8 protein-coding genes are annotated in these 14,164 nt (G+C 61.6%); 6 read left to right on the top strand and 2 right to left on the bottom strand.

All coding sequences use genetic code 11. The features are described from left to right. Window positions 1-5 precede the first annotated feature (5 nt). Window positions 6-959, bottom strand: coding sequence for an EF-P lysine aminoacylase EpmA (epmA, locus tag HUW35_RS04960; RefSeq protein WP_181254520.1), 954 nt, complete (start codon window positions 957-959; stop codon window positions 6-8). Between the two features lie 270 nt (window positions 960-1,229). Beyond that, the gene (gene efp, locus HUW35_RS04965) at window positions 1,230-1,802 is read right to left on the bottom strand and encodes an elongation factor P (RefSeq protein ID WP_181254521.1); all 573 of its coding nucleotides are present in this window, start codon (window positions 1,800-1,802) and stop codon (window positions 1,230-1,232) included. A 129-nt stretch (window positions 1,803-1,931) separates the two neighbouring features. On the opposite strand from efp, the gene epmB reads away from it, so the two are divergent. The 6 genes from epmB (at window position 1,932) to HUW35_RS04995 (ending at window position 14,083) form a co-directional block, all read left to right on the top strand. Further along, window positions 1,932-2,981 carry an EF-P beta-lysylation protein EpmB gene (epmB, locus tag HUW35_RS04970; RefSeq protein ID WP_181254522.1) on the top strand — a complete coding sequence of 350 codons (1,050 nt, stop codon included), beginning with the start codon at window positions 1,932-1,934 and terminating at the stop codon, window positions 2,979-2,981. 177 nt (window positions 2,982-3,158) lie between these two features. Then, window positions 3,159-5,072: a hypothetical protein gene (locus HUW35_RS04975; protein WP_181254523.1), complete on the top strand. Its 1,914-nt coding sequence runs from the start codon at window positions 3,159-3,161 to the stop codon at window positions 5,070-5,072. A gap of 236 nt (window positions 5,073-5,308) precedes the next feature. Further along, on the top strand, window positions 5,309-7,393 hold the full coding sequence (locus HUW35_RS04980) for an EAL domain-containing protein (RefSeq protein WP_181254524.1): 2,085 nt from the start codon (window positions 5,309-5,311) through the stop codon (window positions 7,391-7,393). 238 nt (window positions 7,394-7,631) lie between these two features. After that, window positions 7,632-9,620: a M1 family metallopeptidase gene (locus HUW35_RS04985; RefSeq protein WP_219932651.1), complete on the top strand. Its 1,989-nt coding sequence runs from the start codon at window positions 7,632-7,634 to the stop codon at window positions 9,618-9,620. 261 nt (window positions 9,621-9,881) lie between these two features. Continuing rightward, window positions 9,882-10,967: an efflux RND transporter periplasmic adaptor subunit gene (locus HUW35_RS04990; protein ID WP_181254525.1), complete on the top strand. Its 1,086-nt coding sequence runs from the start codon at window positions 9,882-9,884 to the stop codon at window positions 10,965-10,967. Further along, on the top strand, window positions 10,964-14,083 hold the full coding sequence (locus tag HUW35_RS04995; protein WP_181254526.1) for an efflux RND transporter permease subunit: 3,120 nt from the start codon (window positions 10,964-10,966) through the stop codon (window positions 14,081-14,083). Before HUW35_RS04990 ends, HUW35_RS04995 begins: the two co-directional genes overlap by 4 nt. The last annotated feature ends 81 nt before the right edge of the window (window positions 14,084-14,164 follow it).

Below are 14,164 nucleotides of genomic sequence, written 5' to 3' on the forward strand. Positions count from 1 at the left end.
GTCGCTCAGGCGCGCTCGATGGGAAAGGCAATCACCTCGTCGATCCGGCTGGCGCCGCTGGCCAGCATCAACAACCGATCCACCCCCAGCGCCACCCCCGCGCAATCCGGCATGCCCGCCTCGAGCGCCTCTACCAGGCGCTCCTCAAACGGATGGACCGGCTTGTGGTTATCCTCCCGATAGCGGTGATCCGCCTCAAAGCGACGCAGCTGCTCCGGTGCATCGGTCAATTCCCAGTAACCATTGGCCAGCTCCATACCACCCACATAGGCCTCGAACCGCCGCGCCACCGGCACTCCAAGCTCGTCGTCCTCCACCCGCGCCAGCGCCGCCTGGGTCGCGGGAAAATCGTAAACCAGCGAAATCCCCTCCCCCATATTTGGCTCGATATGGTGACTCATCAACAGATCGAGACACTCATCCCGCCCCGCCGGCTCAAACGACAACTCCAGCACCTTCGCCACCGTCGCCTTCAGCTCCTCAAAAGACGCCCGGTGCGGGTCCACGTCCAGGTGCTGCAGAAACAGCGCGCGATAACTGTACGAGCGCACTTTTGAAATCCGCAGCAGCCAGGACAACAGCTCCCCCACCTCGATCATCAAGCGGTGGTCATCCCAGCCCACCCGGTACCACTCCAGCATGGTGAACTCGGGATTGTGCCGCCCTCCCGCCTCGCCATTGCGGAACGCCTTGCCCAGGTAATAACAATCCCCCATCCCCGCCGCCAGCAGACGCTTCAGGCCAAATTCCGGGCTGGTCGCCAGATACGCGGCGTTACCGCTGCAATCGGCAACAATCGAGTCGATATGCGGGTCGCTGGTGGCGCGACGGGAAAGAGTGGGCACCTCCATCTCCAGCACCTGGCGTTCGCTGAAGAAACGACGGATATCCGCGAGCAGGGTGGCACGGCGGCGGAGGTTTTCCAGGGGGGCGGTGGGGCGCCAGTTGGATTCAGACATTGAGGGTAGCGTCGTAATCGATAGATGATGAGTTTAGTCGCCAGCAGGCACGTATTCAGAACTGAAGGCAAAGCGCTGGGTGCAGCTTTTCGAAAGCGTCAGCGGCATGGACGCCGCTGACGCAGCGTACAGGGATGTATTCACAGCGGTTTCGAAAAGCTGCACCCAGTGCTTTGCCGCCAGGGGCTCAGAAGACCGGAGCCCACGGGGCGCAACGAAAAAGGGCGAATACAGAAGTATCCGCCCTTGAGATCAGCAATCCAGGAAAGATCAGTCTTCCTTGGCGCGCCCCAGGTATTCACCGGTACGGGTGTCGACCTTGATGGTCTCGCCGATTTCCAGGAACAGCGGCACCTTCACCACGGCACCGGTGGACAGGGTCGCCGGCTTGTTGCCACCCTGGGCAGTATCACCGCGCAGGCCAGGATCGGTATCGGTGATTTCCAGAATCACATGATTCGGCGGGGTCACCGCCAGCGGTGCACCGTTGTACAGAGTCACGACACAAATGTCCTGCTCCTTCAGCCACTTGGCCGCATCGCCAACCGCCTTCGCATCCGCCTGATGCTGTTCGAAAGTCTCCGGCTCCATGAAATGGAAGAACTCGCCATCGTTGTAGAGATATTCCATATCCCGGTCCATCACATCCGCAGACTCCAGGCTCTCACCGGAACGGAAAGTGCGTTCCCAGACCCGGCCGGTCTTCAGGTTGCGCAGCTTCACACGGTTGAACGCCTGGCCCTTACCGGGCTTCACGAACTCATTCTCCACAATGGAGCAAGGGTCGCCGTCCAGCATTACCTTCAGACCGCCTTTGAATTCGTTAGTGGAATAACTAGCCATGAGTTCCTCGAAATATCAGCATTGAGCCGTCAAATTGATTAAACTTCGCGCGCCCCTCACCGGGATACGGGCAAACATACCCGTCACAACAGCAGTACCGCCGCCGACCGCGCCAAAAAACAGCCGCATATGATACAGCACCGCCAGCCCACCCGTGAAATCACCGCAACGGAAATCGCGACCGACAGCCCGCAGCCGTCCGTCGAACGCCGCTGGCAGGAAGAGATGTCGGACCTGGTCAGCGACCCGCAGGAACTGCTCGAACTGCTGCAGCTGGACCAGCAACAGCTGCCACAACTGAAAGCGGCCGGGGAACTGTTCCAGTTGCGGGTACCGCGCCCCTATCTCAGCCGAATCCGTCCCGGCGACCCACAGGACCCGCTGCTGTTGCAAGTATTGCCCAGTGCGCGAGAACTGCAGCCCACTCCCGGGTTCAGCGACGACCCACTGCAGGAAGCTGCTGCCAACCCGGTACCCGGTGTGGTCCACAAATACCGCGGGCGCCTGCTGCTGATCACCGCCGGCCAGTGCGCCGTCAACTGCCGCTATTGCTTCCGCCGCGCCTTCCCCTACAGCGACAACCACCTGAACCGCAGCCAGTGGCAACAGGCGCTGGACTATATCCGCGGCCAGCAGGATCTTAGGGAAGTCATTCTCAGTGGCGGCGACCCGCTGGTGATGAGCGACAAACAGCTCGGCTGGCTCGCGGGCGAACTGGCAGCAATCCCCCACCTGGACAAACTGCGCATCCACACCCGCCTGCCGATTGTGGCACCGTCCCGGGTCAACCGGGAATTCCTCGACTGGTTTACCGGCAGTCACCTGAAACCGGTGCTGGTGCTGCACTGCAACCACGCCAACGAAATCGATGGGGCGGTGCGCAACGCCCTCGGCCAGCTCAGGGCAGCCGGGGTCACCCTGCTCAACCAGTCGGTACTGCTGAAAGGTGTCAACGACAGCGAGCAGGCCCTCGCGGACCTGTCCGAGACCCTGTTCGACGCCGGGGTACTGCCCTATTACCTGCACCAGCTCGACCGCGTGCAGGGCGCCGCCCACTTCGAGGTAAGCGATGCCCGCGCCCGTGCGCTGGTCGAGCAATTGCGCCAGCGACTGCCCGGGTATCTGGTGCCGAAACTGGTGCGCGAAATACCCGCAGAAAAATCCAAAACTCCGCTTTGAGGCGACCCGCCTGAATGGCCGGGAGCCAGCCCTAAAGAGCTAATACGCGCTAAGAACGCGAACTTTCTCGGATTTTATTGCAAAATAACCGACACTTTCGTCACCTATTTCAACCGGCACGTTTGTGCAAACTGCAGCGCCTCGTATACTGCAGGGAGTCAAACCCCGGTTATTGTGATGCAGGAAGCAGAAGAAAAAACAATCGGGCAGCAAGCCCGGTCCGGCAGTGAAGCCAAGCGGACACCCGCCAGTACTCAACCCCCATATCGCAGCCCCGCAGAGCCACTAGCGGACGGCCTTCGCTCACCCGGTGAAACGGATCGGCCGGCGTCGCCGACGAATGGCCCCGCATCGGCCAAAATCCTCGACCAGCTCTCCCCGGGCGCACGGGACCTGGATGCACTCACCTGCGGTTGCTACAACCACCGCCAGCTGAAACGCTGGCTGCAAAGCTACCTGAAACAAAACGCACCGGAGCAATCATTCCAGCGCAACGCGGGCACCCTGCGCAGCCTGCTGGCCGAAATCACCCGCTGGACCGCACCCGCCAGAATCCGCCTGGCCTCCCTTGAGGTCCTGCGGCCGGTAATCGCCAGCCACGCCAGCGAGTTATCCCTGTTGCAGCTCGCCCGGGATCGCAGCGGCAGTGTCGTGCAAACCCCGGATCAACGACGGGACCTGCTCACCGCCGTCATTCTCTACCAGCACCTCGCCCAGGCCTACAGCAGTATCTGTGTACAGCTCCTGTCCGAACCCCATACCCTGTTTTACCGCCGCCGCCTGGCGCGGGTACTGCACCGGGGTATCGACAGTTACCGGCGCCTGATCCAGATCAGCAGTCACTTTTATCTGGCGCCACCCAAGGGCAGCTGGGCACGCATACAGCGCCTGGTCGCCTTGGCAAGGGAACAAAAACTGGATCAGCGGCGGGTGCTGGACCCGCTGGCCGCCGACAGGCCCACGGCACAAAACAACGGCAGCGCGGCATCACTGACCTCACACCGCTGGGTAAAGCTCACCCAGCCCTATCTGCACAGCGCACTGTTCGCCAGTGCCAATCCACTGCAGCTTACCGTCGAGGAGCAACTGCAGTTGTGGTTGTGCTGTGCCCGCTGGGCCAACGGCGCGCGCCTGCTGGAGCGGGTCACCCCCTCCCTGAAAACACTACTCGCCAGCCTGCGCCTGGATCAGCCACCGATCCCGTCGGTGCGCTTGCAGCACAGCAATGTGGATATGAAGTACTTTTCCGCTCCGCTGGGCTGGACCATCGACCTGAGCAATCCACTGCGGCAACTCCAGCGCCGGCTGCATCGCCCCGGCGCGATTTCGCCAGATGTACTGCACCGGGTTCAGGACACCTGGGCGGGGGGGAAATCCCGTGAAACAAAGCGCACTCCGGTCAATATCCGCTGCGAGGTCGTTACCGGGCTCAGCGCCATCGGGCACCACCTCAAAAACGGCGGTGATGAAGCCCCGGAGCTGGCCAACACCTTCGCCGCGCCCGCGGCAGACAGCCTGGTCATGGAAGTGGATACCATTGATTTCCGCACCGGACGGCCACTGAAGGACTACGAGGTTTCGCTGCACGATCAATCCTCCCGCGCATTACCCAGCGCCCCTTCGGTATCCCGTAAAAGCAATTCTGACGGCGTGCAGAAGCGTTATCAGCCCATCCCCGCCACCCTGCTCAACAGCAGTGCCAGCGGTGCGGGCCTCAGAATGCCGCCCGACTGCCGCGGTCGCCTGAAGACCGGCGACCTGATTGCGCTGCGCGTCAAGGATCACTGGGAGCTGGCGCTGGTGCGCTGGCAGTTCGGACTGCCGGACCAGTGCCGCAGCGGGGTTGAATTGCTGGGTGGCCATACCAGCGCGGTGCGCGTGCGCCGCTACTCCCGCGACGGCCGTCGCACCGATCCCATGGTTGGCCTGCTTACCGGCCACACCGGACAGGCCGCGGAACTGATACTGCCAGCGCCCCTGTTTCAGCCCGGCGATACCGTCGACATCATCAACGCCGGGCAGACGCGATCGGTTACCCTGCACAAGCAGACACTCGCCACCGGCAGCTTCTCGATTTTCGAGTTTTCCTGAGGTAGTCCGCGCGAGAACCGTCAATTTTCTGCGACTTCCGAAAAGTGTGTGATCCAGTGCCGACTTTGCACTTGTTAATGCGGATTTACGCGGCCTACACTATCCGGTTCGCGGCCTCCCGGATTGGCTGACGGTTGTCCGGCAATCGCCAGTGGAGTCCCAAGTACGGCATGGAAGCGGTATAACAAACGACAGAATTACATAACGCCGCCGCGACGCAGTACAACAGGAATACAATGAGCAGCGAAAACACCATCCGCCTTCTTTTGATCAATGACGCTCCCGGCGAATCCCAGCGACTGGTGAGCATGCTGCACAACGCAGGCCGCCCCAATCGGGCCCAGCACGTCGCCAGCGAGGCAGCCCTCACCAAGCTCCTGCAGGAGCACGTATGGGATCTGCTGATCGCCGCCGAGCAGAGCAAACAGCTCGAAGCCGCCACCGCAATCCGCACCATCAACAAACTGCAGAAAGACGTCCCCGCCATCCTGCTCACGGAGCGCACAGGCTCCCAGCCGGTAGTGGAAGGCCTCAAGGCCGGCGCCCGCGATGTGGTCACCGTCGATGAAGACCAGCACCTTCTGCTGGTCATCCAGCGCGAACTCGCGGCCCTGGAAGAACGCCGCCAGGCGCGTCTGCACGATCGCCGCTACAACGCCACGCTAAACCGCGCCAAGGAACTGCTCGACAGCTCCAAAGATGCCATCGCCTATATCTCCGATGGCCTCATCGTCTATGCGAACGATTCTTTCGCCGAGCGCTTCGGTTACAGCGATCGCGACGATGTGGAATACCAGCCACTGATCGACATGCTCACCGAGGGCGAACAGCCCGACGCGCGGGAGTTCCTGCGCCAGTGCGCCATCAACAACAACGAGGTGGAAGCCCAGGTGTGGCAGTTCACCGCCAAAACCGCCGGTGGCACCCCGCTGCCCACCAAGGCCGAGGTGCTGTCCACCGTCTATGACGACGAGCGCTGCCTGCAGGTGCGCATCGCCGCCAGCAGTGGCAACACCGAAGAACTGGAAGCACAGCTGAGCGAGGCCAAGAACCGCGACGCGGCAACCGGCCTGTATAACCGGCAGCGCTTCGTACAGCTGCTGAACAGTGCCATCCAGTCCGCCGCTGGCTCCCAGCGCACCGGTGGCCTGATGCTGATTCAGATCGACCGTTTCGAAGAATCCGTACAGCAACTGGTGGGTGTCGCCGGCGCCGATCAGCTGCACAAGAAATTCGCTGAACTGCTGCAAAGCAGTGTCCGCCGCGGCGATGTGGTCGCCCGCTACGGTGAGGACAGCTACTGCCTGCTGATGCCGGAAACCACCCCGGACAGTGCCGAAGGGCGCTCCCGGGAACTGCTGCAGAAAATCGCCGATACCATTTTTGAAGGCGGCGGCAAAACCCTGCATATCACTGCCTCCATCGGCATCTCCCTGCTGAGCGAAACCTCCGGTAATGCCGACAAGGTGCTGGAACAGTCGAGCAAGGCCCTCGAACAGGCGGTGAAAAAAGACGGCGGCAATGGTTTCGCCCTCTACGAACCGGACAGCGACCAGCAGGGCGACGCCAACACTTATCACCGCGCCCGGGTTGTCCAGGCGCTGGAAGCCGGCAACCTCAAGCTGCTGTACCAGCCGATCCTCAGCCTGCAGGGCAGCGGCGAGAAGATGTACGAGGTGCTTGTGCGCCTGGTGGACGGCAAGGAAGAACTCTCACCGATCACTTTCCTTGAAGCCCTTGGCGATGCCGGCCTGTCCTCGAAAATGGATCGCTGGATCATCCTCAATGCCATCAAGGCCGCCGCCGCGCAGCGCGCCAAGGATCAGGAAGTCTCCACACTGATCCACCTCACTGCGGCGTCCCTCAAGGACACCAGCCTGCCGGCGTGGCTCGGCGTTGCCTTCAAGGCCGCCAAGGTGCCGCCCAATGCTGTCACTTTCCAGCTGCGCGCCGAAGACATCAACAGCAACCTCCACGCCGCCCGCGACTTCGCCAAGCAGGTGCAGGGAATGGGCTGTCGGGTTGCGGTGTGCCACTTCGGCACTGGCCTCAGCCCGTTCAAGGCGCTGGAGCATGTAAAAGTGGACATCGCCAAGATCGATGCCTCGTTTGTGCGCGAAGTACAGGATGAAGGGGTCGACAGCGAAGCGCTGGTGAATCTCGTCGGCCAGCTCAAGGAAATCGACACCCGGGTAATCGTTCCCCACGTGGAGCAGGCAAGCATGCTGCCCACCCTGTGGCAGACCGGCACGGACTACATCCAAGGCTATTACGTACAGCCGCCCGGGGATGAAATGGACTTTGACTTCAGCCTCGACTGATAAACCTACTGGGCAGCATTGCGCTACGAGAAAGCAACACAAGCCTATCCACGGCTCACCTTTCTGACACAAGAGTGTTTTGGAAAGGTGAGCAGATTCAGCAAGCCTTCCGGTTTCGACCTAATCTGGAAGCAATACAGAAATCCGATTTCCCCGCCGCCCCCTCAATTGGGTATTCTGTGCCGCGAAGAATTTACCCAGTTCTGATGTTTAAAATAAAACAATCACGGAGCCTTCCATGCTGCCCCAATTGTTCACCCCCAACCTCGGCCGCCTGATCGGCGCCGGACTGCTCGCCTGCAGCCTCGTTACACTGAGTGCGTGCAGCAAGAATGAAGATACGGCAAACGGTGAAAACACCGCAGACATTCCCGAGAGCGCCACCGAATACACACCGGAGAACCTGGAAAAAGACACCCCGCTCGCGGATAACGCCGAGCCGGAATCCGGTGTCGACTACCACTCCTTTGCCAATACCAGCGATTACCTCGTCAAACACCTGGATCTCGACCTCACCGCCGACTTCGACAACAAGATCCTGAAGGGCGAGGCCATCCTCGACATCAAGCGCCAGACCGCCAAGAATCCGCCGCTGATTCTCGACACTCGCGAGCTGGACGTTACCGCAGTGCGCGCGGGCATCGGCGATTCCCTGCAGCCGGTCAAGTTCAGCATGGGCAAGAAAGACCCGCACCTGGGCACCCCGCTGAAAATTCAGCTGCCCAAGGGCGCCAACCGGGTCGCGATCCAGTACCAGACCTCTCCCGGCGCCTCCGGGGTACAGTGGCTGGAGCCGCAGCAGACCGCGGGCAAGAAACACCCGTTCCTGTTTACCCAGGCCCAGGCCATCCACGCGCGCAGCTTCATTCCCCTGCAGGACTCCCCGCAGGTGCGCATGACCTACGAGGCCACCATCCGCACCCCGGAAGAACTGCGCGCCGTGATGAGCGCGAACAACGACCCGGAAGCGGAACTGGACGGTGTGTTCGAGTTTGAAATGCCCCAGGCCATTCCGTCCTACCTGATCGCCATCGGCATCGGCAACCTGGACTTCAAAGCCATGGGCGAGCGCACCGGCGTCTACGCCGAGCCGGAACTGCTGGAAGCCGCGGCCAAGGAGTTCGAAGACACCGAGTCCATGCTCGAGGTCACCGAGGAGAACTTCGGTCCCTACCGCTGGGACCGCTATGACCTGCTGATCCTGCCCCCCAGCTTCCCCTTCGGCGGCATGGAAAACCCGCGCCTGAGCTTTATCACCCCTACGGTAATTGCCGGTGACAAGAGCCTGGTGGCCCTGATTGCCCACGAGCTGGCCCACTCCTGGTCCGGCAACCTGATCACCAATGCCAGCTGGCGAGACCTGTGGCTGAACGAAGGTTTCACCACCTACCTCACCAACCGCATCATGCAGTTTGTGTACGGTGACAAGCGCTACCAGATGGAAATGGCTCTGGGTTACGACGACCTGAAGGCCGACCTGGACGACCGTGAAGACAAAGACGAGATCATGGCCATTGACCTGCGCGGCCGCGATCCCGATGAAGTCTTCTCCAATATCCCCTACGAAAAAGGCTCCCTGTTCCTGTACGAACTGGAGCAGAAAGTGGGCCGCGAGAACTTCGACAAGTTCCTGATGGAGTACTTCAACCACTTCGCGTTCCAGAGCATCACCACGGAAGATTTCGTGAAATACCTGGATGAGACCCTGCTCAAGCAGTACCCGGACCAGCTGGACCGCGCGCGTATCCAGGAGTGGATCTTCGAGCCTGGCATCCCGGAAGGCGCACCGCACCCGCAGTCCGATGCCTTCACCAAACTGGACCCAGTGCGCGAGCAGTGGCTGAACGGTGAGATCAAGGCGGGCGATATCGACACCAAGGACTGGACCTTCCACCAGTGGAAGTACTTCCTCGACGGTATGCCGGAGAAGCTCAGCGACGATCAGCTGAAGGCGCTGGACGAGGCATTCGACCTGACCCAGTCCAAAAACAACGAGATCGCCTTCAGCTGGCTGATGATTGCCGTGCGCAATGACTATGAACCGGCCAACGCGCGCCTGGAAAACTTCCTGGTGAGCATCGGCCGCAACAAGTTCCTGCGCCCGCTGTATCGCAATATGGTGGAAAACGGCAAAACCGACGAGGCCAAACGCATCTTCGAGAAAGCCAAGCCGGGCTATCACCCGCTGACCGTGAAAGTGAACAGCAAGATCATCTACGGCGACTGATCACTGGTGTAATCCTGAACACTCCCCGTCGGGCAATCCCGGGGAGTGTGCGGTTCATCGCTTTGCCTCCCGGCCCCAGCACACCGGGAGGCAAATTTATGTAAATATTCTCGCCCTTTCGTCCCCATCATTTAATCTGGCGTAATTGTTGCTTCGGCAATCTGTTCTGCATATGTCGACGTATTCCTTGCGATCGACGTATTTACAGCTGGCCGAGCGGCAGCCCAGCGAAATTCAGATATCCAGGTATTTCACGAACCCATGAACTCCATCGGCGTATTCGGTCCAGGCATTAGTCGTCTTGTGTGTGCAAAATTCGCACTCCTTGCCACCCTCATTTTCCCCACCACACTTCTCGCCCAGGGCGGCCCCGACAAGGCACCGGTGCCAGTGCGCGTCGCGAATGTAGAGCTTGAGCAGATCTCCAACCCGGTGGAAGCACTGGGTACCGCCAAGGCCTGGGAGTTTGTGTCCCTGCGCGCGGGCGTAACCGAACATATCAGCCGTATCGCGTTTGAGAGCGGGCAGCGGGTCAAGGCCGGGGATGTGCTGGTGGAGCTCAGCCACGGCGAGGAGCTGGCGGAACTGGCCGGCGCCCGCGCTACCCTGCAGCGCTATGAGCGGGATGCGAAGCGCCTGCGCGGCCTGGTGGGTAAAAACCTCAGCACCCGCGAACAGCTCGAGGCGGTGGAAACCCAGGTGGCGGAGACCCGCGCCCTGATCGACGGCCTGCAGGCGCGCATCGACGACCGCATTATCCGCGCGCCGTTTGACGGCCAGCTCGGGCTGCGCAATATCAGTGTGGGCAGCCTCGCCACCCCCACCACGGAGCTCACTACCATCCAGGAAATCGATCGCCTGAAACTGGATTTCACCGTGCCGGAGCGACAGCTGTCGGCGATCAGCGGCGGCATGAAAGTTGAAGCTGTAAGCCAGGCCCACCCCAAGCGGGTGTTCAACGGCGAGGTGATGATTGTGGAAGCGCGGGTGGACCCGCAGACCCGCGCGTTTACCGTACGCGGCCGCCTCGACAATCCCGACGGCCAGCTCAAGCCCGGCATGCTGCTGCGAGTGCGTATCATCAGCAACCCGCGCGAGGCACTGACCGTTCCCGAGGCGGCGCTGGTACCGCTTGCTGGAGACCAGTCTGTATACGTGGTCAAGAAAACCGAGGGCGGGCATATGGTGCAGCGTCGCGAGGTGGAGATCGGCCACCGCTACCGGGGCAAGGTGGAAGTGCTGTCCGGTCTCTCCCAAGGTGAGCGGGTCGTAACCCGCGGCACCCTGCATATCCGCGACGGCCAGCCCGTTTCCGTACAGGCGGAAAATGGAGCGGCCAACCAATGATCATCAGTGATACGGCGGTCAAACGCCCGGTCTTTGCACTGGTACTGTCGCTGCTGCTGGTGGTGTTCGGTCTGATCAGTTTCGACCGCCTGGCGCTGCGGGAATACCCGGATATCGACCCGCCCATCGTGTCCATCGACACCAACTACCCAGGGGCTTCCGCGGATATTGTGGAGACCCGTATCACCCGCCTGATCGAGGATCGCATCGCCGGGATCGAGGGCATCAAGACGGTCACCTCGTCGAGCACCGACGGGCGCTCGCGGATTTCCATCGAGTTTAACATCAACCGGGACGTGGACGGTGCGGCCAACGATATTCGCGACCGGGTTTCCGGGGTGATGAACAACCTGCCGGTGGAAGCGGATCCCCCCGAAATTGAAAAAGTCGACAGCAGCGACGACGTGGTGATCTGGCTGAACCTCACCTCCGACCGCCTCACCGTGCCGGAGCTCACCGACTACGCCAACCGCTACCTCGTGGACCGCTTCTCGGTACTCGACGGCGTGGCCCGGGTGCGGGTCGGCGGTGCCAAAGACTTCGCCATGCGTATCTGGCTGGATCGCGGCGCCATGACCGCACACAACGTTACCAGCGCCGATATCGAACAGGCCCTGCGTGCGGAAAACCGCGAGCTTCCGGCGGGCTATCTGGAATCCAGTGATCGCCAGTTCACCCTGCGCCTGCAGCGTCAGTTCCAGAGCGCCGAGGACTTTGCGCGCCTCGCCATTGCCACCGGTGACAGTGGCCATGTGGTGCGTCTCGGTGATGTAGCGCGGGTAGAACTGGGTTCCGCCGAGGACCGCTCCACCTTCCGCGGCAATGGCGAGCCCATGGTAGGTATCGGCATTACCCGACAGTCCACCGGCAATATTGTGGCGGTGGCGGAAGCGGCCAAGGCGGAGATGGAGAGGGTCAACAAGACTCTGCCGGACGGCATGCGCCTGAGCCAGAGTTACGATGCCTCGGTGTTTGTGTCTGAGGCGATCAAGGAGGTGTACACCACGCTCGTTATCGCGGTGATCCTGGTGACCCTGGTGATCTACCTGTTCCTGGGCAACTGGCGCGCGACCCTGGTGCCGGCGGTGACGGTGCCGGTGTCCCTGATCGCCACCTCCATTCTGCTGTATGCCTTCGGTTTCAGTATCAACCTGCTCACCCTGCTGGCGCTGGTACTGGCCATTGGCCTGGTAGTGGACGACGCCATCGTCGTGCTGGAAAACATCTTCCGGCGCATGGACGAATACGGCGAGCCGCCGTTACTGGCCGCCTACCGCGGCGCGCGCGAGGTAGGTTTTGCGGTGGTCGCCACCACCCTGGTGCTGGTGGCGGTGTTTGTGCCGATTACATTCCTTGAGGGGGATATCGGCCGGCTGTTCTCCGAATTCGCGCTGACCATGTCGGCGGCGGTGATCTTTTCCTCCATCACCGCACTGACCCTGTCACCCATGCTGGCGGCGAAACTGATCCGCCCCAACGACGAGCATAATGCGGCCACCCGCTTTATGGATAACGCGCTGGCCCGCATCCAGCGCCGCTACCGGGGCGGGCTCGATTTTATTCTGCGTAAACACTGGGTCGCCGGCTGTGTTTTTCTGGCGGTGATGGCATTCGCCGCGCTGTCATTCCGCCTGATTCCCACCGAGTACGCACCGCGGGAAGACCGCGGTTCCTTCTTCCTGCTGGTCAACGGCCCCGAGGGCGCCAGCTACCAGTACATGCAGGAGTATATGGACACCATCGAGGCGCGGCTGATGCCACTGGTGGAAAAGGGCTATGTAAACCGCCTGCTGGTGCGCTCACCGCGCTCCTTTGGCACCTCCGCCACCTTCAATACGGGCATGGTGATTTTCACCCTCGCCCCCTGGGGAGAGCGTCCCTCGGGGTTTGAGTTGATGAACCAGGTGCGCGCGGCGGTGAGTGACCTGAGCGGGGTGCGCGCCTTTCCGGTGATGCGCCAGAGTTTCGGCGGTGGCCTGGGTAAACCGGTGCAATTTGTCGTCGGTGGCGGCAGCTACGCGCAGCTGACCGAGTGGCGGGACCAGCTGAACGCCGCGATTGAGAAATCCAACCCGGGCCTGCTGGGTGTGGACTGGGACTACAAGGAAACCCAGCCACAGCTGCGCATCAATGTGGATTACGAGCGCGCCGCGGATCTCGGTGTACAGGTCAGTGATGTGGGCACCACCCTGCAGACCATGTTTGGTTCCCTGCGCGCCACCACCTTTATCAACAACGGGGAAGAGTACGACGTGATCCTCGAGGGCGAGCGCGAACTGCAGCGCACGCCGGACAGCCTGGAAAACCTGTACGTGCGCTCCTCGACCACCGGCGAGCTGGTCCCCCTGCAGAGCCTGGTGGAAATCAGCGAGTATGCAGACTCGCCACAGCTGCAACGCTACAACCGGGTGCGCTCCATCACCCTCGACGCCAACCTGGCGGACGGGCTGGTACTGGGCGAGGCGCTGGCCTACCTGAACCAGCTGGTGGATGAAAATATCGAAGGCTCACCGGTAATCGACTACAAGGGCCAGTCGAAGAGCTTCCAGGATTCCGGCAACACCATCCTGTTCGCCATCCTGCTGGGTGCGCTGGTGGTATTCCTGGTGCTCGCCGCGCAGTTCGAGAGCTTCATCCATCCGCTGGTGATCATGTTCACCGTGCCCCTGGCGATGGCCGGCGCATTGCTGGGCCTGCTGCTTACCAATCAGTCGCTGAACATCTACAGCCAGGTGGGACTGATCATGCTGGTGGGGCTGGCGGCCAAGAACGGGATTCTGATCGTGGAATTCGCCAACCAGCTGCGGGACCGCGGCGTGGAGTTTGGCGAGGCCCTGCGCCAGGCCGCCGAGACCCGGCTGCGGCCGATCCTGATGACCGGCATCACCACCGCCGCGGGCTCGCTGCCACTGCTGCTGTCCTCCGGCGCCGGCTCGGAGACCCGCGCGGTAATCGGTACCGTGGTGCTGTTCGGCGTGCTGGCGGCGACCCTGTTCACGGTGTACATCGTGCCGGTGGCCTACGACGTGCTGGCACGCCGCACCGGTTCGCCGGGTCAGGTAGCGCGGGATGTGGCAGAACTGGATTCGCAGTACCCCGTCACGAAACAGGATTGATTGGCGGGAGAATTTGCGCCGGGCTATTCATACCGGCGCAATTTACATAATCTTCACAAATTCAGCGCAACTTTTTCTCGC

The organism is Microbulbifer sp. YPW1 (assembly GCF_013367775.1).
Lineage (GTDB): Bacteria > Pseudomonadota > Gammaproteobacteria > Pseudomonadales > Cellvibrionaceae > Microbulbifer.